General features: G+C 37.9%; 21 protein-coding genes and 1 riboswitch. Of the genes, 1 reads left to right on the forward strand and 20 read right to left on the reverse strand.

Annotated elements, in window-relative coordinates; translation table 11 throughout:
• Positions 1 to 9: 9 nt before the first annotated feature.
• The 10 genes from ACQKM9_RS15485 to gltB form a co-directional block, all read right to left on the reverse strand.
• Entirely contained in the window at positions 10 to 1,398 is a 1,389-nt protein-coding gene (locus ACQKM9_RS15485) for a bifunctional metallophosphatase/5'-nucleotidase (protein ID WP_427735241.1), read from the reverse strand.
• 18 nt (positions 1,399 to 1,416) lie between these two features.
• Complete coding sequence (locus tag ACQKM9_RS15490; RefSeq protein WP_427735243.1) at positions 1,417 to 2,238, reverse strand: sulfite exporter TauE/SafE family protein; 822 nt, start codon at positions 2,236 to 2,238, stop codon at positions 1,417 to 1,419.
• Positions 2,238 to 3,095, reverse strand: a complete 858-nt coding sequence (locus tag ACQKM9_RS15495) for a DUF72 domain-containing protein (RefSeq protein ID WP_427735244.1) — start codon at positions 3,093 to 3,095, stop codon at positions 2,238 to 2,240. Before ACQKM9_RS15495 ends, ACQKM9_RS15490 begins: the two co-directional genes overlap by 1 nt.
• Before the next feature lie 174 nt (positions 3,096 to 3,269).
• Complete coding sequence (gene sufB, locus ACQKM9_RS15500) at positions 3,270 to 4,667, reverse strand: Fe-S cluster assembly protein SufB (protein ID WP_427735245.1); 1,398 nt, start codon at positions 4,665 to 4,667, stop codon at positions 3,270 to 3,272.
• A gap of 29 nt (positions 4,668 to 4,696) precedes the next feature.
• Positions 4,697 to 5,140: a Fe-S cluster assembly sulfur transfer protein SufU gene (gene sufU / locus ACQKM9_RS15505; protein WP_427735246.1), complete on the reverse strand. Its 444-nt coding sequence runs from the start codon at positions 5,138 to 5,140 to the stop codon at positions 4,697 to 4,699.
• Positions 5,127 to 6,359 carry a cysteine desulfurase gene (locus ACQKM9_RS15510; RefSeq protein ID WP_427735247.1) on the reverse strand — a complete coding sequence of 411 codons (1,233 nt, stop codon included), beginning with the start codon at positions 6,357 to 6,359 and terminating at the stop codon, positions 5,127 to 5,129. Before ACQKM9_RS15510 ends, sufU begins: the two co-directional genes overlap by 14 nt.
• Complete coding sequence (gene sufD / locus ACQKM9_RS15515) at positions 6,359 to 7,666, reverse strand: Fe-S cluster assembly protein SufD (RefSeq protein WP_427735248.1); 1,308 nt, start codon at positions 7,664 to 7,666, stop codon at positions 6,359 to 6,361. The genes ACQKM9_RS15510 and sufD overlap by 1 nt, the downstream gene beginning before the upstream one ends.
• Positions 7,667 to 7,683: 17 nt before the next feature.
• On the reverse strand, positions 7,684 to 8,466 hold the full coding sequence (gene sufC, locus ACQKM9_RS15520; protein ID WP_053418641.1) for a Fe-S cluster assembly ATPase SufC: 783 nt from the start codon (positions 8,464 to 8,466) through the stop codon (positions 7,684 to 7,686).
• A gap of 388 nt (positions 8,467 to 8,854) precedes the next feature.
• Positions 8,855 to 10,333, reverse strand: a complete 1,479-nt coding sequence (locus tag ACQKM9_RS15525; protein WP_427735249.1) for a glutamate synthase subunit beta — start codon at positions 10,331 to 10,333, stop codon at positions 8,855 to 8,857.
• 17 nt (positions 10,334 to 10,350) lie between these two features.
• On the reverse strand, positions 10,351 to 14,874 hold the full coding sequence (gltB, locus tag ACQKM9_RS15530; protein ID WP_427735250.1) for a glutamate synthase large subunit: 4,524 nt from the start codon (positions 14,872 to 14,874) through the stop codon (positions 10,351 to 10,353).
• A gap of 124 nt (positions 14,875 to 14,998) precedes the next feature.
• Here gltB and ACQKM9_RS15535 point away from each other — a divergent pair, with 124 nt between their 5' ends.
• Positions 14,999 to 15,901 (forward strand): LysR family transcriptional regulator, encoded by a 903-nt coding sequence (locus ACQKM9_RS15535; protein WP_427735251.1) that lies wholly within the window; start codon positions 14,999 to 15,001, stop codon positions 15,899 to 15,901.
• Between the two features lie 57 nt (positions 15,902 to 15,958).
• Here the strand turns inward: ACQKM9_RS15535 and ACQKM9_RS15540 are convergent, their stop codons facing one another.
• The 10 genes from ACQKM9_RS15540 to ACQKM9_RS15585 form a co-directional block, all read right to left on the reverse strand.
• Positions 15,959 to 17,125 (reverse strand): dicarboxylate/amino acid:cation symporter, encoded by a 1,167-nt coding sequence (locus ACQKM9_RS15540; protein WP_427735252.1) that lies wholly within the window; start codon positions 17,123 to 17,125, stop codon positions 15,959 to 15,961.
• A gap of 256 nt (positions 17,126 to 17,381) precedes the next feature.
• The gene (locus tag ACQKM9_RS15545) at positions 17,382 to 18,185 is read right to left on the reverse strand and encodes a MetQ/NlpA family ABC transporter substrate-binding protein (protein ID WP_427735254.1); all 804 of its coding nucleotides are present in this window, start codon (positions 18,183 to 18,185) and stop codon (positions 17,382 to 17,384) included.
• Positions 18,186 to 18,248: 63 nt separating this feature from the next.
• Positions 18,249 to 18,917 carry a methionine ABC transporter permease gene (locus ACQKM9_RS15550; RefSeq protein WP_427735255.1) on the reverse strand — a complete coding sequence of 223 codons (669 nt, stop codon included), beginning with the start codon at positions 18,915 to 18,917 and terminating at the stop codon, positions 18,249 to 18,251.
• Positions 18,910 to 19,935 (reverse strand): methionine ABC transporter ATP-binding protein, encoded by a 1,026-nt coding sequence (locus ACQKM9_RS15555; protein WP_427735256.1) that lies wholly within the window; start codon positions 19,933 to 19,935, stop codon positions 18,910 to 18,912. Before ACQKM9_RS15555 ends, ACQKM9_RS15550 begins: the two co-directional genes overlap by 8 nt.
• Positions 19,936 to 20,061: 126 nt before the next feature.
• Positions 20,062 to 20,168: riboswitch (SAM riboswitch) on the reverse strand.
• 56 nt (positions 20,169 to 20,224) lie between these two features.
• Positions 20,225 to 20,533: a thioredoxin family protein gene (locus ACQKM9_RS15560; protein WP_427735257.1), complete on the reverse strand. Its 309-nt coding sequence runs from the start codon at positions 20,531 to 20,533 to the stop codon at positions 20,225 to 20,227.
• 11 nt (positions 20,534 to 20,544) lie between these two features.
• Entirely contained in the window at positions 20,545 to 20,889 is a 345-nt protein-coding gene (locus ACQKM9_RS15565) for a hypothetical protein (protein ID WP_427735258.1), read from the reverse strand.
• Positions 20,890 to 20,968: 79 nt separating this feature from the next.
• Positions 20,969 to 21,349: a glycine cleavage system protein GcvH gene (gene gcvH, locus ACQKM9_RS15570; protein WP_427735259.1), complete on the reverse strand. Its 381-nt coding sequence runs from the start codon at positions 21,347 to 21,349 to the stop codon at positions 20,969 to 20,971.
• Between the two features lie 78 nt (positions 21,350 to 21,427).
• Positions 21,428 to 21,784 carry an arsenate reductase family protein gene (locus ACQKM9_RS15575; protein WP_427735260.1) on the reverse strand — a complete coding sequence of 119 codons (357 nt, stop codon included), beginning with the start codon at positions 21,782 to 21,784 and terminating at the stop codon, positions 21,428 to 21,430.
• Between the two features lie 108 nt (positions 21,785 to 21,892).
• Complete coding sequence (locus ACQKM9_RS15580) at positions 21,893 to 23,677, reverse strand: acyl-CoA dehydrogenase family protein (RefSeq protein ID WP_427735261.1); 1,785 nt, start codon at positions 23,675 to 23,677, stop codon at positions 21,893 to 21,895.
• Between the two features lie 27 nt (positions 23,678 to 23,704).
• Entirely contained in the window at positions 23,705 to 24,877 is a 1,173-nt protein-coding gene (locus ACQKM9_RS15585; protein ID WP_427735262.1) for an acetyl-CoA C-acetyltransferase, read from the reverse strand.
• Positions 24,878 to 24,889 lie beyond the last annotated feature (12 nt).

Below are 24,889 nucleotides of genomic sequence, written 5' to 3' on the forward strand. Positions count from 1 at the left end.
TATAAAACTTTAATCAGGTCTTTCTGAATTTTCCCCTTTGAAAAATTCAAGTCCATACAGAATTAGAATATCACGTAAAAATTGAGGTAACAAGTATGTTTTTGGTGTATTTTTGAAATCGGGAAAGAAATAACCAAAAGTATACATATCTAAAGTCACAAGCTTGTAACTTTTTTTCAAATCCGCTGTACGTCCATCTATTACTAACTGCCCCATATCATCCACTTCAAATTGATAGTTTAGCATCTTACCCATCACTACACCTCTAAACCCTAAGCCCTTCACTTCTCTTCTTGGCCAGTCTACATTTTGCGCTTCCATATAAACTTCTTTTAAACGCTCACCAGTAAGCTCAATTACACAAGCGTTGATTGGGTGTGGAAGCATACTGTGAATATCATTAGCTGTCACTCTACCTTTTGGAAGTCCATTTAAGAAAATTCCTGCATTAAACAAAGCACAATCAGCATTTGAAAATTGTAATAACGCTTTGGCAAATAGTTTTGATAGATTTGAATGATGGTACCATTCCTTATTATAATACCGGTCTGTATAAAATACAGGTACATCAAGTAGTTCACGCCCTCGTCGTTCAAGACCTACTACTATCTCTTTCTCCCTGTCTACAGCAGCAAGATCTATAGTTCTATGAAGCATCGTTTTTTTCTTCACAACTTTTTTTAGATCCGTATCAAATAGTATTTCTGTATGCCCTACAAATAAGCCAAATTTCCCTCCACCAGTTAACATCACATCATTTACTATTTTACCTTCATGCAAAATATGATGCGTATGTGCTCCGAAAATAACATCGATTTCAGTGCACTGTTCTGCTAACAACGTATCGTCAGACAAACCTAGATGCGACATACAAACAAGCACATCCACTTGATCACGTAGCTCATCTACTTGTTTTTTCAATACTGTAAGTGGCTCTAATACTTGCCATTCAAGTTGCCCATAAAATAAATAAAAAGGTGCTGTAGCTGCAATTATCCCTACTTTTATACCAGCTGTTGTATTATAAATCTTATATGGCTTTGCCCAATGAGGCATGTCACCATCATTATCGTGCAAATTAGCTACTAAGACATCGAATTTGGCATCTTTATATAATGTATTCAATTCGCTATTCGATAAAGTAATACCTTCATTATTACCAATCGTTACGGCATCATAATTTGCTTCATTTAATAATTCCACATTCCCTTTGCCCAACGTCGCCTCAGTATAAACATTCGAACGATCCATAAAGTCCCCTATATCAAGAACAAAGCAACTATCACCTGCATCTATATGCCACTTCTTTCGTGTCACAAGAAATTTGTGCGTACGAGGCCAATGTTCAAAATGGCTATGGACATCATTTGTATGATAAAAATGGATTGTTTCTAACATAATATCCCCTCTTCACATTCAGATTAGTCCTGCTATGATTGAACGAATTCCAAGAAGTAATAAAATTATTCGTAAAAAGAGCACTAATGTATCTGATTTAATACGCTTATTTAGTGCTGCTCCAAATTTCGCCCCTATATAAGCCCCTGGAATGACAGGAATCGTATACAACCACGGAACATTCCCTAAATAAATATGGCTAGCAGAGTTGACGATAGACGATAAAAACACCATGAACATGGATGTCGCCACAGCCACATGGGGAGGGAATAAGAATAATAATATCATTGCAGGAACAATCATTGATCCTCCACCAATTCCAAATAACCCTGAAGCAAAGCCAATTGCAAAAGTTAATAACAATGCAAACCAAATTGGATAGCCATAAACAAAACTTTTACCTTCTTGGTCGACAAAAGTTCTCTTCTGCCCATTTTCTACAAACCATTTAACTGGTTTCAATTTATCTTTCACAATTAAGATTGTCGCTAATATAATTAATAAAATGCCAAAATATAAATTAAATGATGGCAAATCTAATCCTTTATTCACCCAAGCACCAAAAATCGTCCCAGGTACACTCCCAGCAAAGAAAATTACGCCACTTTTATAGTCAATTGTTTTCGATTTCATATATGACAATGTAGATGCTAATCCAGTGAAAATCATCATAACTACAGATAGACCTACTACTTTTTGTGGTGTTATATCCGGGATTAAACCGAGTGTGAGCCCTACGAATAGTGTTGCGGGTACTAATATCACACCCCCACCTAGACCTACTAAAGCTCCAACTAGACCAGAACATAACCCAATTACAGCAATTAAAAAATATTCCATTACGACTCTCCTTCAAAAAAATCTAATTGTTTTGGAGATAAACCTTCATATTGTACGCCCAGCATTTTTTTCAGTTGTTTTGCATTTTTAGCTGCATCATTTCCTGAGTTATTATTAAACAACACAAACACCTCTTTTGCCTGCTGTTGTAACGATACAATATGTTTTTGTAATTCCTTTAATTCTTCTTCATTATAGTTATACAAAAAACGAATTTTTCGCCATTCATCATTATTTCCGGGGTTACGCCAACCATACACATTACGACCGTGAATACGAACAAGGACACGTTCATTTGTCGCTTTTGGTATTAGTGGAACTGACCCTTCTCCTGCCTGTGGCTCATCACAAACTGTATGTATTAAACCCTCTTGACGTAAGAAATTCAATGTACCGTCCATGAATTTTTCGCTATACCAAGTGCGATTTCGAAATTCAATTGCAATAGGAAAATTCTTTAATTGTTGCTTCACATAGCGAATATAAGTAACATTTTTTGATTGGCAGTCAAACCACGGTGGGAACTGTACTAATATCATCGCAAGCTTGCCTACTTGTTGAAAAGGTGTAATCGCGTCTTTAAATGCCTCAAACATATCTTCTCTAGTTTCATAAGGATTAACCTGCCTCAAATGACCTGTCATCCCTTGATAAGCTTTTACAACAAATTGAAAATGATCTGGTACTTCTGCAATCCACTTCTGCACATTAGACTCAGACGGAATGGAATAAAATGACGTATCTACTTCAACAACTGGAAAGTGTCCGCTGTAATCAAATAACTTATCACGCGCTGTAGACAACGGACTATATAGATCTGGATGATCTCCCCATCCAGTTAAACCAATATGTATCATCTCATATCCCCTCATTAACAGACGTTTAGTTTATGATAGCATAACATTCTGCTGTGTTAGAACAGATTCACACTTACCTTCTTATGTAATAATCACTCTAATTGTATAAAAAAAAGCTTCGGCATCAATTTGGAAATCCAAATTGAGTTACCGAAGCTTAAAAGTTAGCTCTGATTAACCGATAGAGCCTTCCATTTCGAATTTGATAAGTCTATTCATTTCTACTGCATATTCCATTGGAAGTTCCTTAGTGAATGGCTCGATGAAGCCCATTACTATCATTTCTGTAGCTTCTTGCTCAGAAACACCACGGCTCATTAAGTAGAACAATTGCTCTTCAGATACTTTTGAAACTTTTGCTTCATGCTCTAAAGAGATTTGATCATTCATTACTTCATTGTATGGAATTGTATCAGAAGTCGATTCGTTATCCATGATTAATGTATCACATTCGATATTCGCGCGAGCGTTTATTGCTTTTTTACCAAAGCGAACAATACCGCGATATGTTACGTTACCACCATGTTTAGAAATAGATTTTGATACGATTGTTGAAGAAGTGTTTGGTGCTAAGTGAATCATTTTCGCACCAGTATCTTGGTTTTGTCCACGACCTGCAATGGCAATTGATAATGTCATACCACGAGCACCTTCACCTTTAAGGACACATGCTGGGTATTTCATTGTTAATTTAGAACCGATGTTGCCATCAATCCATTCCATTGTAGCATTAGCATCACATACAGCTCGTTTCGTCACTAGGTTATAAACATTGTTAGCCCAGTTTTGAATCGTTGTATAACGGCAATATGCGTCTTTTTTGATGATGATTTCTACAACAGCACTGTGTAGAGAGCTTGTTGTATAAACTGGAGCTGTACAACCTTCAACATAGTGTACACTTGCACCTTCATCAACAATAATCAATGTACGTTCGAATTGACCCATGTTTTCAGAGTTAATACGGAAGTACGCTTGTAGAGGTGTTTCAAGTTTCACACCTTTTGGTACATAGATGAACGAACCACCAGACCATACTGCTGAGTTCAATGCAGAGAATTTGTTGTCTTGTGGTGGAATTGTTTTACCGAAGTACTCTTTGAAAAGTTCTTCGTTTTCACGAAGTGCTGAGTCTGTGTCTTTAAACACAACGCCCATATCTTCAAGTTCTTCCTTCATGTTATGGTAAACAACTTCAGATTCATATTGTGCAGAAACACCCGCAAGGTATTTTTGTTCTGCTTCAGGGATACCAAGCTTATCAAATGTTTCTTTGATTTCTGCAGGTACTTCATCCCAAGATTTTTGAGTTGCTTCTGAAGGTTTTACATAATAGGTAATCTCATCGAAGTTTAACTCAGATAGATCCCCACCCCATTGAGGCATTGGTTTTTCATAGAAAATCTCAAGTGATTTTAGACGGAAATCTAACATCCATTGAGGCTCGTTTTTCATTTTAGAAATTTCTTTAACGATATCAGCAGTTAATCCACGTTTTGAACGGAAAATAGATACGTCCTTGTCATGGAATCCATACTTGTAATCGCCAATTTCAGGCATTTTTTTAGCCATCGTTTCTCCTCCGTTCAGAGTTCAATAATTTATTTATTTTCAGATTCGTTTTGCACGCCTTTTTCCATTGCTTTCCAAGCTAAAGTTGCACATTTAATACGAGCTGGGAATTTCGAAACACCTGAAAGTGCTTCTACATCACCTAAATCGATGGAATCGTCATAGTCTTTTCCAAGCATCATGTCAGAGAAAATATGCGCTAGGTTTTGAGCTTCCTCAACTGTCTTCCCTTTGACTGTTTGAGTCATCATGGATGCAGAGGACATTGAGATGGAACAACCTTCTCCATCAAATTTAGCATCTTCTACGATGCCATTATTTACTTGTAAAGTTAAACGGATACGGTCGCCACAAGTAGGGTTGTTCATATCGATAGTGACATTACTACCTTCAAGAGCCCCTTTGTTTCTTGGCTTTTTATAGTGATCCATAATAACTGAGCGGTAAAGTTGATCTAAATTATTCAAAGACATCAGCAAAATACTCCTTCGCAGTGCGCAACCCTGCAACAAGACGGTCAATATCTTCCTCATTGTTATAAATATAGAAGCTAGCACGTGCAGTTGCAGTACATTGTAACCATTTCATCAGAGGCTGTGCACAATGATGTCCAGCACGTACAGCAATACCGTTCATATCTAGAACAGTTGCTACATCATGTGGATGTACATCATCTAAATTAAATGTTACAAGACCTGAACGTTTTGCAGGATCTTGTGGCCCATAAATTGATAAACCTTTAATTGTTTGCATATGGTCAATAGCATAACGCGATAAATCATGTTCGTGTTTTTCAATCGTGTCCATGCCGATTTCTTGAAGGAAATCAATAGCTGCACCTAATCCAATAGCTCCAGCAATGATTGGAGTACCACCTTCAAATTTCCAAGGTAGCTCCTTCCATGTAGATTCATGAAGACCTACAAAATCGATCATTTCGCCACCAAATTCAACCGGCTCCATGTTTTCGAGAAGCGCTTTTTTACCATATAATACACCAATACCAGTTGGCCCGCACATTTTGTGCCCAGAGAATGCTAAGAAATCACAATCTAAATCTTGCACATCTGTTTTAAAATGCGGTACACCTTGTGCCCCATCAACGACCATTACAGCTCCATATTCATGAGCAATCGCAGTAATTTCTTTGATTGGGTTGATCGTACCTAAGACATTTGAGGCATATGCCATTGAGACAATTTTTGTTTTGTCAGTAATTGTTTCACGCACTTTATCTAATGATAAAGTACCGTCTGACTCTAAATCGATATATTTTAATGTCGCGCCTTTTTCCTTCGCAAGTTGTTGCCAAGGGATTAAGTTAGAATGGTGTTCCATATAAGTGATGACGATTTCATCGCCTTCACCTACATGCGTACGACCATAACTTTGTGCAACTATATTTAATGCAGTTGTAGTCCCTCTTGTGAAGATGATTTCTTCAGTTGAGTTTGCCTTGATAAATTTACGAATTTTTTCACGAGCACCTTCATAAGAATCTGTTGCTCTGTTCCCAAGTGTGTGAACACCACGGTGTACATTTGAATTTTCAAATTCGTAATAATTTTTGATAGCTTCAATTACTTGAATTGGCTTTTGAGAAGTTGCAGCACTATCAAGATAAACAAGCGGATGCCCGTTAATCTCTTGATTTAATATCGGGAAATAGCTTCGAATGTCATCTTTGATCATTAGCGAACTTTCCTTTCGATAACCTCCGTCAGTTGCTTTTTAACACCCTCGATAGGCAATTTATTTACAACTGGCGCAAGGAATCCGTGAATAACTAAACGTTCAGCTTCTTCTTTCGCAATACCGCGACTCATTAAATAATACAGTTGAATTGGGTCAACGCGTCCAACAGAAGCTGCGTGTCCAGCAGTTACATCGTCTTCTTCGATTAATAGAATCGGGTTAGCGTCACCACGAGCATCTTCGCTAAACATTAACACACGTGATTCTTGAACAGCATCTGCTTTAGTAGCACCGTGTTCGATTTTGCCAATGCCATTGAAAATAGCACGAGAAGCATCTTTCATAACACCGTGTGTAAGGATGTAACCAGTAGATGCTTTACCCCAATGACGAACTTCAGTTGTGAAGTTTTGACTTTGATTTCCGCGACCAACAACTACTGATTTACTATCAGCATTTGAACCGTCACCAATTAAATGCGAAATATTTTCAGAGATTGTATCACAGTCATTCATTAAACCTGCAGCCCATTCAATAGTTGCATCACGGTGTAAAATACCGCGGCGGTTAACATACGTCGTTAAACCTTTTGCAAGTACATCTACAGCTCCAAAAATTACTTTAGCATTATCATTTACGATAACTTCTGCAATAATGTTTGCTTGTCCAGTTGCTTCGTCAACAGTAGAAAGATAATTTTCTACATATGTAACTGAACTGTTTGCTTCAGCAACAATTAATACATGATTGAATAATGAAGCTTCTGCATTGTCATGTAAGAACACAACTTGAAGAGGTTCTTCAATGATGACGTTTTTTGGAACATAAACGAAGACACCACCGTTTACTAATGCAGCATGTAATGCAGATAGTTTGTGGGCATCAGCTTTTACGCCTTCTGTCATATAATATTTTTTCACTAGGTCACTATGTTCGCGACTTGCAGTGATAATATCAGTCATAATAACACCTTGTGCTTTTAGCTCTTCTGAAAGCTCCAAGTATGCAGGTGTATTATTGTGTTGGATATAGATGTTATGTTGGTTTTCAACATCTACAATTGACTTCACTTCTTTTGGAAGTTCATCTAATGATGCATATGTTGTACTTTCTACAACATGTGCTGGGAATTCTGTGAAATTCCATTTTGTAATATTCGTTTTATCTGGTTTTGGCAATGGTAGCGTTTCTACGTTCGCTAGTGCACTTTCACGAAGCTCAGTTAACCAGCTTGGTTCATTGTTCGCTTCAGAGAAGGAGCGTACGTCTTGAGCGGTTACCGCCAATTTTGTTTCAACCGTCATTCTGCTCGTCCTCCTTCTTATGCTTCTTGTTCAGCAGTTTCTTCGTCTTCAATACCTAATTCTTGTTTAATCCAGTCATAACCTTCAGCTTCAAGTTTATGAGCTAATTCAGCTCCACCAGATTTTACAACTTTACCTTGCATCATAACATGTACTTTATCTGGAGTGATGTAGTTAAGTAGACGTTGGTAGTGAGTGATCATTAAGCAGCCGAAGCCTTCGCCGCGCATTTCGTTGATTCCTTTAGAAACAACTTTTAATGCATCGATATCAAGACCAGAGTCAATTTCATCTAAAATAGCGAATTTTGGTTTGATCATCATTAATTGTAGAATTTCGTTACGTTTTTTCTCACCGCCAGAGAAACCTTCATTTAAGTAGCGTTGAGCCATATCTAAATCCATTTCAAGGAATTCCATTTTTTTATCTAATTCACGGATAAATTTCATCAGTGAAATTTCGTCACCCTCTTCACGACGTGCGTTAATAGCAGAACGTAAGAAGTCAGCGTTTGTTACACCTGAAATTTCTGATGGGTATTGCATACCAAGGAAAAGACCCGCTTTTGCACGTTCGTCTACTTCCATTTCAAGTACGTCTTCACCATCTAGCATGATTGAACCTGAAGTTACTTCATATTTTGGGTGACCCATAATAGCAGATGCTAAAGTAGATTTACCCGTACCGTTTGGACCCATGATTGCATGGATTTCGTTTGTATTAAGTGTTAGATTTACACCCTTTAAAATCTCTTTTCCGTCAATTTCGACATGAAGATCTGTGATTACTAATGTTGACATTTCATTACCTCCATTTAAAGTTCAATGAATGGTTTCCCATTTCTAATTTAATATCATTCTAATCTTAACTTAAAAAGAAGTGGCTTGCAAACCTTTTGAAAATTATTCTCACTTCCCTTTTAAACAGTAGATGTTCACTAGCTTTATATCAAGTATTCTAGCAATTCTTTGCTATTTGTAAAAAATCAATTCATTTTCAATACAGATACTCTAATTGAGAATCGATTTCACTCCCATTATAGTGATAACCTTATTCTTCTGTGAATTTATATATTTTTAAACATATTCTTTCGACCAATATTATTGTATACTGACTATTTTTTACGATACAACTCTATTTTCCGCATAAAAAAAAGCCTGTGTAACAGGCTTTTTAGACACTCTATTATTAAGTAACAGCGTATTTCGTTAAATATGCATTAACACTTTCCGCTACACCCCGACCTTCTTTAATCGCCCATACGATTAAACTTTGACCTTTACGTGCATCACCTGCTGTAAATACACCATTTACATTAGTAGCGTATCCTTTCCCGATTGAAGCAATTTTGTTATTCGTTACTTTAACACCAAATTGTTCTGGCAAAGCGTGTTCCACGCCTTCAAAGCCGATTGCAACGAAAACATGTCGTACAGGCCACACCTTCTCAGTACCAGGTACTTCTTCAAAATAGACGTAACCTTCATCATTAATAACTTTATTCATTTGAATTGTGTGTAATTCTTTCACATGACCTTTTTTATCCGTCACAATTTTCTTTGTTTGGATGCAATATTCTCGCGGGTCTTTACCATACTTTTCATCCGCTTCAGCATAGGCATAATCTAATTTATAAATATGAGGATCAGTTGGCCATAAATTATCGGCAGCACGCTTGAAAGGTAACTGAGGATGTTTACCGAATTGCACGACGCTATTGCAATTTTGACGAATTGCAGTAGCTACACAGTCAGCACCAGTATCACCACCACCAATAACAATGACATCCTTACCTTTTGTATTGATAAACTTACCATCTGCAAAATTAGAATCTAGCAAACTCTTAGATGTTGAAGTTAAATAGTCCATTGCTAAATGAACCCCTTCTGAATCGCTTCCTTCCATATGAAGCGCACGTTGTTTAGTTGCACCAGTACACAAGATGATTGCATCATACTCGGCTTTTAACTGTCCAGCCGTAATATCCTTACCTACTTCGGTATTTAAGACAAACTCTATGCCTTCTTCCATTAACAATTGAATTCTGCGTTCTACAACATCTTTTTCTAGCTTCATATTCGGAATTCCGTACATAAGTAAGCCACCAGCTCGGTCAGCTCGCTCGTAAATAGTAACCGAGTGCCCCAATTGGTTTAATTGATCCGCTGCAGCAAGTCCTGCTGGTCCTGAACCAATGACGGCAATCTTTTTACCAGTTCTTAGTTTAGGCATACGTGGTTGAATCCACCCATTTTCGAACCCTTTATCTATAATAGTTCGTTCAATGCTTTTAATTGCAACTGCAGGGTCTGTAATTGCTAATGTACAAGAACCTTCACAAGGCGCGGGGCAAACGCGTCCTGTGAATTCCGGAAAGTTATTTGTAAGCAATAAACGCTCTAACGCTTCCTTCCATTTACCTTTATACACTAAGTCATTCCACTCGGGGATAACATTATTAATCGGACAACCTGCAGCTGTACCGCGAATCTCAATTCCCATATGACAAAAAGGTGTCCCACAATCCATACATCTAGCACCCTGGATTTGAAGAGCTTCATCGGTTAATCTTGAAGCATATTCTTTCCAATTCTTAATGCGCTCTAGTGGTTGTTGCTCTTTTGTTTTTTCTCTACTATATTCCATAAATCCAGTTGGTTTCCCCATCTAGAACCCCTCCTCCATTATTTATTGGAAAGCACTACTTCCTTTTTTTTAGAAGTAGCTAAAAATGCTTTCATCGCTGCATCATCTGCAGATAAACCTTCAGCCTCGAAATCACTAATACGATCAATCATTTTCTTGTAGTCTGCAGGAACAACTTTTAAGAATTTAACAACCGACTGCGTCCAATCAGTTAAGAGCGTTTTAGCTGTTGAACTATCTGTGTTCAACATATGTTCTTCAATTAATGCGCGGACAAATTTAGTTTCTTCCTCATTTTCTAAATCTTCAAATCCTATCATTTCCATGTTGCACTTTTCTTTGAAAGCTTTTTCATCTTCTACTAATACGTATGCAATACCACCGGACATACCAGCACCAAAGTTCTTACCTACATCACCTAAAATAACAACATGGCCTCCAGTCATGTACTCACAACCATGATCTCCTATTCCTTCAACAACGATATCCGCTCCACTATTACGGACTGCAAAACGTTCTCCTGCACGGCCATTGATAAATGCTTTACCACTCGTAGCACCGTATAAACAAACGTTTCCGGCTATGACGTTTTTCTCAACATCGCCTTTTATTGGTGCGGAAACGACAACTTTCCCTCCTGATAACCCTTTACCGAAGTAATCATTCGCATCGCCATTTACATACATAGACATTCCCCTAGGTATAAACGCACCGAAACTTTGCCCAGCTGAACCTGTGAATTGAAGTGAAATTGTATCGTCAACTAAACCTCTTTCACCATAACGTTTTGATATTTCACTCCCGATAATAGTGCCAACAACTCGGTCTGTGTTTTTAATCGGATAGTGCAGTTTAATAGGACTTTCATCTATTATTGCTTTCTCAACCGCGCCAAGAATTTCACGCATATCAAGAGATTCTTCAATTTTATGATCTTGCATCACTTGCTGAGTACGAGGTCCTTTAGGTTGATATAATAAAGCTGAAAGATCTAATTGGCCTGCTTTCCAATGGTTCAAAGCACGGTTGCTAACTTCTAAAACATCTGTGCGGCCAATCATTTCATCCATTGAACGGAATCCGAGTATGGACATATGCTCTCGTACTTCTTCAGCAACAAATTGCATGAAATTTACGACATGATCCGCATTCCCCATGAATTTCGCTCTTAACTCAGGATTTTGAGTAGCTACCCCAACTGGGCATGTATCTAAATGACATGCTCTCATCATTACACAACCAAGGACGATTAATGGGGCTGTTGCAAAACCATATTCTTCAGCTCCGAGTAAAGCCGCCATCACGACGTCTTTTCCTGTCATCAATTTACCATCCGTTTCTAAAATGACGCGATCACGTAGACCATTTAACATCAGCGTTTGATGCGCCTCCGCAAGACCAAGCTCCCATGGTAATCCGGTATGCTTAATGCTCGTTTTTGGTGAAGCTCCTGTACCACCGTCATATCCACTAACAACAATTACGTCAGCTGCACCCTTCGCAACACCAGCGGCAATGGTACCAACCCCAGCTTTTGAAACAAGTTTCACACTAATACGTGCATGACGATTAGCGTTTTTCAAATCATGAATCAACTCAGCCATATCTTCAATAGAGTAGATATCATGATGTGGTGGAGGCGAGATTAATCCTACACCTGTAGTTGAACCACGAACATCAGCTACCCATGGATATACTTTGTTGCCAGGTAACTGACCACCCTCACCAGGCTTTGCCCCTTGTGCCATTTTAATTTGCAACTCATTTGCATTCACTAAGTAATGGCTCTTCACACCAAAACGACCTGAAGCAATTTGTTTAATTGCACTTCGACGATTATCTCCATTAGCATCAATTTCATAGCGGCTAGGGTGTTCCCCACCTTCTCCACTGTTACTTCTACCGCCCAATCTGTTCATCGCAATAGCTAATGTTTCATGCGCTTCCTGACTTAATGACCCAAATGACATGGCACCTGTCTTAAAGCGTTTTACTATTGATGCAACAGATTCTACCTCTTCTAAAGGAATACGACGTTGTGCTTTTTTGAATGCAAATAAATTACGCAAGAAACCAATTCGCTCTTCATTTGCCATTTCAGCATATTGTCTGTAAAGACCGATATCCCCTTTACGTGCTGCCCATTGCAATGTATGAATCGTTTTCGGATTAAAGGCATGATGCTCACCCGTGCTTCTCCACTGGAAATCACTGCCCGATTGCAACACTTGCTCAGTAGAGTGTACTGCTTCAGCATGCTTACGAAGCGCCTCTTTACCGATTGTTTCTAAATCAATGCCGCTTAATTGTGAAGCTGTTCCTGTGAAATATTTAGCAATAACTTCTTTACTAATACCCACCGCTTCAAAGACTTGAGCACCACGGTAACTCTGAACAGTTGAAATGCCCATCTTAGACATAACTTTAACAACACCATCTGCAATAGCTTTTGTATATTTGGCAACAGCCTCATCATATGTTTGTGACAGATGACCTTCTTTAATCGCTTGATAAATTGAAGCAAATGCTAAATACGGATTAATCGCATCTACACCGTAGCCGATTAAAGTTGCAAAGTGATGCACTTCTCGAACTTCAGCAGACTCTACAATAATACTCACCTTTGTACGATTTCCCGTTTTCACTAAATACTGATGTAAACAGCTAGCAGCTAGTAGCACTGGTATAGTCGGTGTCTCAGCATGTAAAAGCCGGTCTGATAACACGAGTAGTTGAGCACCTTTTGCAATCGCTTCATCTGCATGTTTTGTCAATCTAGTCAATTCGTTTTCTAATTCTTCTGAAAAATCAAGGTGCAATAATGCACTTTTGAAATTTTCATCATCATTTACTATTAATTGCTGTAGTTGACTGTTCGAAAGGACCGGCGTTTCCAAAAAAATTCGGCGGCTATTTTTTTCTGTTGGATGTAGCAAGTTACCTTCTGCCCCTAAAACCGTCATTGTAGACGTCACAATATGCTCACGAATCGAATCGATTGGTGGATTTGTCACTTGTGCAAAAAGCTGTTTAAAATAATTAAATAATGATTGTGGGCGATCTGATAATACCGCTAGCGGTGTATCATTCCCCATTGAGCCAAGGGGGTCTTTCCCCTCAGCTACCATTGGTACGATATATTTGTGAATATCTTCGTAAGTGTAACCATTAACCTTTTGACGGAATAGTAAATCCATCATGTCCTCAGGTTGATCTTCTTTCGTCTTCACAGTCACAAGGTTTTCTTCTAACCATTGTGTATATGGCTTTTCCCCTGCCATATCTGATTTTAATTCTTCATCTGAAATAATCCGTCCTTGTTCTAAATCAACAAGCAACATTTTCCCCGGGCTTAAACGTTCTTTATAAGCAATATTTTCTTCCTCTATATCCACTACACCAACTTCTGATGAGAAAATGATGTAGTCGTCCTTTGTGACATAATAGCGTGCTGGTCGTAAACCATTACGATCCAAAATCGCACCAATTTGTTTACCATCAGTAAAGCAAATCGCTGTTGGCCCATCCCAAGGTTCCATTAAACAGCTATGGTACGCATAAAACGCTTTTTTCTCTTCTGAAATATGCGGATTCTCAGTCCAAGGTTCCGGTATCATCATCATTGCCGTATGAGCCGGCGTGCGCCCTGCTAAAACGAAAAACTCAAAAGCGTTATCAAGCATTGATGAATCACTACCACTTTGGTCAACAATCGGTAAAAGCTTTTCTAAATCATCCCCAAATGCTTCTGAAACAAATTGTTGTTCACGTGCTTTCATCCAGTTAATATTGCCACGTAATGTATTAATTTCCCCATTGTGAATAATGTAGCGATTCGGATGCGCTCGTTCCCAGCTTGGGAATGTATTCGTGCTGTAACGTGAATGAACTAATGAAAATGCCGATGCAAATCGCTCATCTTGCAAATCCATGTAAAATTCATCCACCTCTTGAGGTGTCAGCAATCCTTTGAAAACCAATGTTTGGCTCGAAAAACTTGCACAATAAAACTTTTTGTCATTTTTTGTTGCCCAGTGCTCTGTTTGCTTACGAACTAGATACAACTTACGCTCGAAGGCGAGGGAATTACTGACATTAGCCGCTTTAATAAACACTTGGCGTACAACTGGCGCTGTTTCCTTAGCAGTGTCACTTAAAGGATCTGTGTTGATTGGTACTGTCCTCCAGCCTAATAACTCTTGGCCTTCCTCAGCAATCAATTCATTCATCTTATTCTCTATATCTTGTCGTTCAGTATGATCTTGAGTGAAAAATAACATCCCGACACCATAGCGTCCTTGATCAGGTAAAGTCCACTCAGTACAAATCGCTCTGAAAAATGCATCCGGAATTTGGACCATTAATCCTGCACCATCACCCGTTTTGCCGTCACTACCTCGCCCTGCACGATGATCCAAACGGCACAGCATTTCTAACCCATTCATTACTATGTCATGTGTGGCTTTACCTTTTAGATGAGCATATAAACCAATACCACAGGCATCATGCTCAAATTGTGGGGAGTATAATCCCTGTGCTGTTGGAAGTTGATGAAATGTCATGTAAATCCCTCCCTCTTCACTTAAAAAGTGACTTAAATTTATTTTAGTTTTCCAAATTGATATAAACAATATATAATTTATATATTATTAATCTATAAATTAGATGAATGGGAGATGATATACAATGGAACTACGCCAATTACGCTATTTCGTCGCGGTTGCGGAGCTTGAACATATTTCAGAAGCTGCTGAAAACTTACACGTTGCTCAATCTGCGATAAGTCGCCAAATAGCAAATTTAGAAGAAGAACTCGGCACAAAGCTGTTTGAGCGAGTTGGACGAAATGTCAAACTGACGCCAATTGGTAAAACATTTCTCGAACATAGCATCGCAGCCTTACAAGCAATCGATTTTGCCAAAAAGCAAATCGATGAATACTTGGATCCAGAAAAAGGAACGATTAAAATCGGCTTTCCTACGAGCTTAGCAAGTTTCTTGTTGCCAACTGTTATTTCAGCGTTTAAAAAGGAGCACCCGAATGTATCATTCCACTTGCGCCAAGGCTCTTACCGATATTTAATAAATGCAGTGAAAAACAGAGAACTAAACCTAGCGTTCCTTGGTCCACTTCCACCAAAAGACGATGCCATCAATACGACGATCTTATTCACAGAAAATATTGCAGCCTTATTGCCAGCTACTCATTCTTTAGCACAAAAGGACTCCATTCATTTATCTGATTTACGGAATGAGGATTTTGTTCTTTTCCCCGAAGGTTATATTCTCAACAAAGTGGCTGTTGAAGCTTGTAAATCTGTTGGTTTCACACCTAAAATCACTTCAGAGGGTGAAGATATGGATGCTTTAAAAGGTTTAGTAGCTGCTGGAATAGGCTTAAGCTTGTTACCTGAAAGCGCCTTTTATGACTCCACACCTAGACGTACTGTAAAGTTACCACTAGTTTCACCAGAGTTTACACGAACGGTCGGTATTATTTCTCCTACTAATCGTGATATAGCTCCTTCTGAACAAGTTTTCTTAAATTTTGTAAATAACTTCTTCTCTTTGTTGACTCAGTTTAAATAATAAAAAGCCCTCCGAAATATTCGGAAGGCCTTTTTATATTGCATGGTTATTTTCTAACTACGCTTGTTCTTTTTTACTGAAGCGGTCAACGATCATTGAAAGTGCCCCGTCACCTGTTACGTTTGTAGCTGTACCAAAACTATCTTGCGCGAGATATAGAGCTATCATTAACGCAACCATAGTTTCATCAAAACCTAACATTGATTGAAGAATTCCTGTCGCTGCCATTACTGCACCACCCGGTACTCCTGGTGCTGCAACCATTACAATACCTAACATGAAAATGAAAGGTATCATTTCAGTTAATGTATAAGCATGATTATTTAACATCATTACGGCCATTGAACATGTTGTTAATGTAATTGTACTACCTGATAAGTGAATTGTTGCAAATAGTGGAACAGTGAAACCTGTTACTCGCTCAGAAGCACCTGCCTTACGTGCTTGCTTTAATGTAATCGGAATCGTCGCAGCTGATGATTGTGTACCAAGAGCTGTGAAGTATGCCGGTGCCATCGTCTTCAATAAGTAGAACGGGTTTTTCTTATTAATAGCGCCTGCTACTACATATTGTAATACCAAGATACATAAATGCATTAAAATAATTAATAAAAATACTAATGCAAAAACCGAAAGAATTTTTGCCACTTGACCAGCGAAAGTCATATTTAAGAAAATACCAAAAATATGGATAGGTAGTAAAGGAATAATAATTTTCGAAATTACTTTATCAATAATCAAATTAAACTCATCAAAGAATTTTTTCATAATTTCACTATTGATAGCTGCCATACCAATCCCTAAGATGAAAGCTAATATTAAAGCAGTCATAACATCCATAAGTGGAGGCATTTCAATTGTTACGAATGTTTGCGCCAATGATTCCTCAGGATTAGCAAATTGTTCACTACCCGAAGTTGAAATTAACTTAGGTAAAACATTTGAAGCAACAAAGAATGCAAAGAATCCAGCTATTAAAGTAGAAAAGTAAGCAAAGAAAGTAGCTAATCCTAACAGTTTTCCAGACCCTTTACCTAATTGTGCAATTCCCGGTGCAATAAATGCGACGATTAATAACGGTACAACGAAGTTTAAGAAATTTCCGAATATACCATTGAATGTAGCAAATATACGAACGCCATCTTCCGGCATAATAGTACCTAGTAACGCTGCCAAAATTATCGCGACGATAATTCGTGGCAATAAACCAAACTTGATCTTCATAAAATGTCCTCCCGATAAATACATATGTCTTTTCTAAAAGTATATGCACACTCTATCACACCCACTTATTAAAGTGAATAGCACAACGATAATCCGGAATATTAAGTATTTTCAAATTATTAAAATTAATATTGTGTTAATCAACTAATTGCATGGTTTACAATATTCATGTAGCATAATCCCTAAATATTGTTATTTATCTTATAAATACATAAAAACACCCAAGCTTATTCAGCTTGGGTGTTTCAATTCTTTCTTATTCAGATACAGGAACAATATCCCCGTTCCATTCTTTTAATATATAGTCTTGCATTTCTTTTGAATGGAGTACTTTAACTAATTTTTTTATCTTTTCGTTATTCTCATCTTCTTTACGAACAGCAATCACATTAATGTACTCTGATTCTTTATCTTCTAATGCAATTGCGTCTTTTCCTGGGCTTATACCTGCGTCAATAGCGAAGTTAGAGTTGATTAATACTGCATCACCTTCGTCGTTTTTATACATTTGTACAAGCATTTCAGGTGCAGTGTTTGCATCAAATTTTAAGTTTTTTGGGTTCTTAGTGATATCCTTAATTTCGGCTGCAGTTTTATCTACACCTTCTTTTAATGTGATAAGACCTTTCGCTTCAAGTAGTGATAACATACGTCCATGGTCTGAAACTGAGTTACTTAGAAGAATTGTTGCGCCTTCTGGAAGATCTTCGAGTTTTTTATATTTTTTAGAATAGATACCGATTGGCTCGATGTGCACTCCACCAACATTAACAAAATCATATCCATTTTGCTTTTTCTGAAGCTCTAAATAAGGGATATGTTGGAAGTAGTTTGCATCTAAATCGCCATTTTCAAGATCTTTGTTCGGTAAAACATAATCTTGATACCTTTCGATTTTAAGCTTGATACCTTCTTTTTCTAGTAAGGGCTCTGCTTTTTCTAAAATTTCAGCATGCGGAGTATTAGCTGCACCGATTACTAATTCCTCTTCTGATTTACCACAAGCTGCTAAGCTTAGGGCTAACACTCCTGTAAGGATTCCTGCTACAAGTTTCTTCATGTTCTTAACGCTCCTTTTTACTGTTTAGTTATATGTGATCGGTTTTACCCGTATAAGCTTAAATTATCTTTTATCAATCTTCGTCGTAATAAGGTCACCGACAAATTGAATAACAAATACCACTACTAAAATAAGGATTGTTGCAACAAAAGTTACATCGCTTTGACTTCTTTGGAAACCGTCTAAAAACGCTAATGTCCCCAGTCCGCCTGCCCCAATAACACCCGCCATAGCTGTGTAACCAACAAGTGCAATAGCTGTTACAGTAATACCCGAAACTAATGCGGGTAATGATTCTGGGATTAACACTTTACCGATAATCGTAGAAGTTTTGGCACCCATCGAACGTGCCGCTTCAATGACACCTTTATCAATTTCTTTTAACGCAATTAAAACCATACGTGCATAAAAAGGTGCTGCTCCAATGATTAATGCTGGTAATGCGGCATTGGGACCTCGAATTGAGCCTAATAATAGCTTCGTAAATGGTATTAATAGAATCACTAAAATAATGAATGGAATCGAACGGAAAATATTCACGATCGAACCTGTTAACCAACTTACTAATTTATTTGCCCATAATTGCTGAGGGCTTGTCAAAAACAGCAAAATACCTAAAGCTAAACCAATGACAAATGTGAAAATTGTAGCAACGCCTGTCATATACAGTGTCTCTATAGTTGCTTCCCACATTCTGTCCCATTGTACATTCTGGAAGAGATCATTAAGCATTTTCGATCACCTCCGTTTTTACTCCATGTTCATTCATATATGTGACTGCTTTTTGTACATTATCATTATTGCCATCTAGCTGTATAATCAGCGTTCCATATGGTCCACTTTTCGTTTGCGAAATATTACCATGGACAATATTCACGTCTAAATTAAGTTCACGACTTAAATGTGAAATAACTGGCTGGCCAGTTGAAGAGCCTACAAACATTAATTTTACAAGTGTTCCTGATGGGTAGTTTTCAATAATTTGTTCAATTGATTCTTTACGTTCAATCGTATCTGTAATTTGAGAAACAAATCGTTTTGTAACGTCTGCTTGTGGTGATTGGAATACATCTAGGACATCACCATTCTCAACAACTTGTCCAGCTTCCATTACCGCCACGCGATGACAAATTTTACGAATGACATGCATCTCATGTGTGATAAGTACAATAGTTAAGCCTAATTTTTCATTGATATCGACTAGTAAATCTAAAATCGAATCCGTTGTTTCAGGATCAAGTGCTGAAGTAGCTTCATCACAAAGCAATACTTCTGGGTTATTTGCCAGTGCTCTAGCAATACCTACACGTTGCTTTTGACCACCTGATAATTGAGAAGGATATGCCTTCTCTCTTCCTTTTAAACCAACTAATTCAATAAGCTCTAATACCTTCTTTTGACTCTCCGCTTTAGATAAACCTGCAATTTCTAATGGAAATGCTATATTTTCTTCTACAGTGCGTGACCAAAGTAAATTGAAATGTTGGAAGATCATACTGATTTTTTGACGCGCATTACGTAACGCACTTCCTTTAATCGACGATACTTCCTGACCATTCACAACAACTTTACCGGTTGTCGGTTGCTCCAAACCATTTAATAACCGAATGAGCGTACTTTTACCCGCTCCGCTGTATCCAATAATGCCGAATATTTCTCCGTCTTCAACAGATAAATTCACATTTTTGACAGCGGTTAATTCTCCGTTAGCGGTTTTATATTTTTTCATAACATTTTCTAACTGAATCACTGTCATACCACCTTTATTTTAAAACTAAAAAGTATGCACTTTCTACTGGCATCTCTTAGAAACTAAAAAAACCCTTCTGCAGATTAACAGAAGGGTTCAACGCAAAGCTATATACGTAAAACCGTTCTCTCATCTTCCAAAGTAAATACTTTGTGTGATTTGGCACCGTGCCATATAAATATGACGGTTGCCGGGCTTCATTGGGCACTTCCCTCCACCTCTCTAAATAAGAGTAACGACAATATTTAATTAGTTATGATTGCTACTTTATCACGCTATTACTTTAACGTCAATCATTTAATTGTAATTTTTCAAATAAATAAGGTACTGATTGAAATGCGTAGATTTTATCGCGGATTTTACCATTTTCTGAAATAATTAAACAAGGGACACTTTCAATTTCATAATCAAATGCTACGTCTTGTATATAATTTAAGTTCGCTTTACCAATAGGAATATGGCTTACGACATGCTCTACTACTTCCATCATTTTCGATGCAACTGCACACGTTCCACATAATGGTGTGTATAAATAAAAAGCCGAAAGCGAGGTGGTTTTCATAGTTTCTTCCCATTGTTCACGTGACCATTCTTCCATCTTCTTCATTCCTATACTATTAGATATTTTTTATGAACTGTAAAATTTGCCGCCAATAATATTCTAGCTAAATGTCTTCTAGGAGTAGCTTCTACTTGTTTATAAGTAGAGGAGGTGTGTAGATGACGAGCATTTGGGAACTCTCTTTTAAAAAGAGCACGGAGCTTATCACCCGATGAGTCAGCATCAAAAAATGCATACATTTCGCAGTCCTCATATGGTGCCAAGATTTCTTCTAATCGGCTCGCACTAACTGTTCCATTCGTACATATTATCGGAATGTTCTCTGCTAATATTGGCGCAATTCGCAACTTATCTTGGCGCCCTTCCACGATAATCAGCTTGTTAAAAGTCATATATACCCTCCTAACAAATACTTTTTGCCGTTTACCAAGTTTAAAAAAACGCCGAGCAAATGCACGGCGTTTTTAGATCTTATTCTTCGATAATTGCTTCGTATTGTTCTGCAGTTAATAATGCATCAACTTGAGCGTTATCTGCTGGTTCTACTACAACCATCCATGCTTTTTCGTATGGTGATTCGTTAACGAATTCTGGGCTTTCTTCTAGCTCTTCGTTAATTTCAACAACTTTACCAGAAATCGGAGCGTAAAGTTCAGATACAGTTTTTACCGATTCAACACTGCCGAACGGCTCGTCTGCTACTAATTCGTCGCCTACTTGTGGAAGTTCAACGAAAACGATATCACCTAGTTCTGATTGTGCGAAATGTGTAATACCGATACGTACTTTTCCGTCTTCAGTTTTTACCCACTCATGTTCTTCAGAATAGCGTAAGTCTTTTGGTGTGCTCATGAATACCCCTCCAAATATGTAATTAATTTCACTTTAAGTTTGACATATTTCCAGTGTAAAAACAAGCATATGTCTGTGTTATTTCCATGTCTGTTCAAAGTCTGATTCTTTAAATCCTAATGTCACTTTTTTACCGTCTGTAACGATTGGACGCTTGATTAACATACCATCTGATGCAAGCAATTCTAATTGCGCATCTTCCGACATATCAGCCAGTCGATCTTTCAATTGCAACTCTCTATACTTCATACCTGAAGTATTAAAAAATTTCTTCAATGGTAAACCACTAGCATCTAGATACTGTTTTAATTCCTCTTTAGAAGGTGTTTCTTCAACAATGTGCTTATCTGTATAGTTTACCCCATTTTCGTCTAACCATGCTTTTGCTTTACGACAAGTTGTACATTTTGGATATTGAATAAATAAAATAGACATATACATGCTCCTTTTTCCAAACTATTTAATTCTATTGTAGTGGGAGTATAGTCTACAAGCAAGAAATCCGAACACAATAGTTGTGTTCGGATTCTCAACTAGCTTATTTTAGACAACAAATTTTTCTGCAGCAATCAGTTTAACTGATGCTTCACGTTTCTTCGCAATGACATTGTAAGGATTGTTACGAGTAAGTTTGCGAAGTGCAGATAACATCATACGAGCATTGTCTCCGTCAACAGCTGTAATGATTGTTTCTTTTGCTTCTTTTTCGATTTCTTCAAATGCTTCTTGACAGAAAATTTGAGTGTATAGTAATTTTTGGCTTGCTTTATCTAACCCATCACGAGCAATAGCTTTTTCTGTACGTAACACAGTAGATTCCATTGCAAATAATTGGTTAGCGACATTCGCAATGTTCACTAGTAATTCTTGCTCAGCATCTAATTTCGGGCCATATTTTTGTGCAGCAAGACCAGATGCTAATAGAGCGATTTTCTTCGCATTTTTTACAAGATATTTTTCTTGTGCTAATGGCTCATTAGCTATTTCTTCAGGCATTAGCATTAATAGTTCTTGTTGTAGGCTCTGCGCTTGTTGCAATAAAGGTAACTCACCTTTCATTGCTTTTTTCATAAATGTGCCCGGTATGATAAAACGGTTAATTTCGTTTGTTCCTTCGAAAATTCGGTTAATACGTGAGTCACGGTAAATGCGCTCTACTTCATACTCTTGCATGAAACCATATCCACCATGTAATTGCACCGCTTCATCTGCGATATAGTCAAGTGTTTCAGAACCAAAAACCTTATTGATAGAACATTCAATAGCATATTCTGCAATTGATGCTGCAATCGCTTTGCCGTCTTTTTGTTCGTTTTCACTTAATTGGCCCATACGATCTTCAAAGTATCCTACTGTACGGTAGATTAAACTTTCAGTAGCGTATAATTTTGAAGCCATTGTTGATAATTTTTCTTTCGTTAAATTGAAAGATGAAATAGGTGTTTTAAATTGTTGACGTTGGTTTGTATACGAAATCGCTAATTCAAGAGCACGCTTTGATGCACCAATTGAGCCAACACCTAATTTGTAACGACCGATGTTCAAAATGTTAAATGCAATAATGTGACCGCGACCTACTTCACCAAGTAGGTTTTCCACTGGCACATTTACATCTTCTAAAATCAGTGTGCGAGTTGAAGAAGATTTAATCCCCATTTTCTTTTCTTCTGCACCGACAGAAACACCTGGATAATTGCGTTCTACTATGAATGCTGAGAATTTATCTCCATCAATTTTCGCATATACGACGAATACATCAGCAAAACCAGCGTTTGTAATCCATTGCTTTTCGCCGTTTAATACATAATGTGTGCCTTCTGCATTTAATTTTGCCACTGTTTTAGCACCTAATGCATCCGATCCAGAACCTGGCTCTGTTAATGCATAAGCTGCAATTAACTCACCAGATGCAAGCTTAGGTAAGTACTGTTGTTTTTGATCTTCATTACCGAATAATACGATTGGTAATGAACCAATTCCAACATGTGCACCGTGTGTAATCGAGAATCCGCCAGCTACTGACATTTTCTCAGCAATTAATGCCGATGTTACTTTGTCTAAGCCTAGTCCTTCATATTCTTCAGGTACATCTGCAGCTAAAAGGCCCAGTTCACCAGCTTTTTTCAATAATCGTACGGAATGATCAAACTCGTGATTTTCTAAGTTTTCGACGACTGGTAATACTTCATTTTGCACATAGTCCTCTGTTGTTTTAGCAATCATTTTATGCTCTTCTGTGAAATCTTCTGGCGTAAATACACGATCAAGTTCTACATCTTCAGTTAAAAAGCTACCGCCTTTAATGATATTCGCTAATTTCTCTGTCATAATAATCGCTCCCCTTTTGTGTGTTATTTATAGAATTTCAAATACGCCAGCAGCTCCCATACCGCCACCGATACACATTGTTACTACACCATACTTTTTGCCTTGACGTTTTAACTCATGAATTAACTTCAATGTTAGGATGGAACCTGTAGCACCAAGCGGATGCCCTAATGCAATTGCACCACCATTTACATTCACCTTTTCAAGGTCGATGCCTAGTTCACGTACCACTTGGATAGATTGTGAAGCAAATGCTTCGTTAATTTCCCATAGGTCAATATCTTCAATAGATAGGCCCGCAATTTTCAGCGCCTTCGGTACAGCAACTGTTGGGCCAATCCCCATAATTTCAGGAGGGACTCCACCTACTGCAAAGGATAAAAATTTCGCCATTGGCTTTAAGCCTTGTGCTTCAGCCTCTTCACGGTCCATAACAAGTACTGCTGCTGCACCATCTGAAGTTTGTGAAGCATTACCTGCTGTTACACTTCCAGTTACTGAAAACGCTGGGCGTAATTTCGCAAGTGTTTCTTGAGATGTACCAACACGTACACCTTCATCCATATCAAAAGTGAATTTTCTCTCTTGCAAATTATTCCCCGCATCCACGTATCGTTGCACGACTTCCACTGGAACGATTTCATCGACGAATTTACCTTCTTGAATTGCTTTTGCCGCTAATTCATGTGAACGAACAGCAAAGGCATCTTGATCCTCACGACTAACATCATATTTCTTAGCCACTTCTTCCGCTGTATGCCCCATACTCATATAATATTGTGGGGCAGTTTCCGCTAAAGTCGCATTAGGTCTAATCACATTACCCATCATTGGTACTAGACTCATAGATTCAATACCGCCTGCAATAATAGCCTTTGAATGTCCAAGCATAATACGTTCTGCAGCATAAGCGATTGATTGTAAACCTGATGAACAGAATCGATTAACTGTTACAGCTGGTGTTGTATCAGGTAGCCCAGCAAGCGCTCCTATATTACGCGCAATATTCATCCCTTGTTCTGCTTCTGGCATAGCGCAGCCAAGAATTAAATCATCTATGTCCCCTTCATAACCTGCTCTTTGTAATGTCTCTTTCACAACTAATGCTCCAAGATCATCAGGACGAATAGTTGCTAAAGATCCTTTTTTTGCTTTTCCAACAGGTGTTCTTGCACCTGCTACAATAACAGCTTCACGCATAGTAGATTCCCC

This window comes from Viridibacillus sp. NPDC093762, from assembly GCF_050279675.1.
GTDB lineage: Bacteria > Bacillota > Bacilli > Bacillales_A > Planococcaceae > Viridibacillus.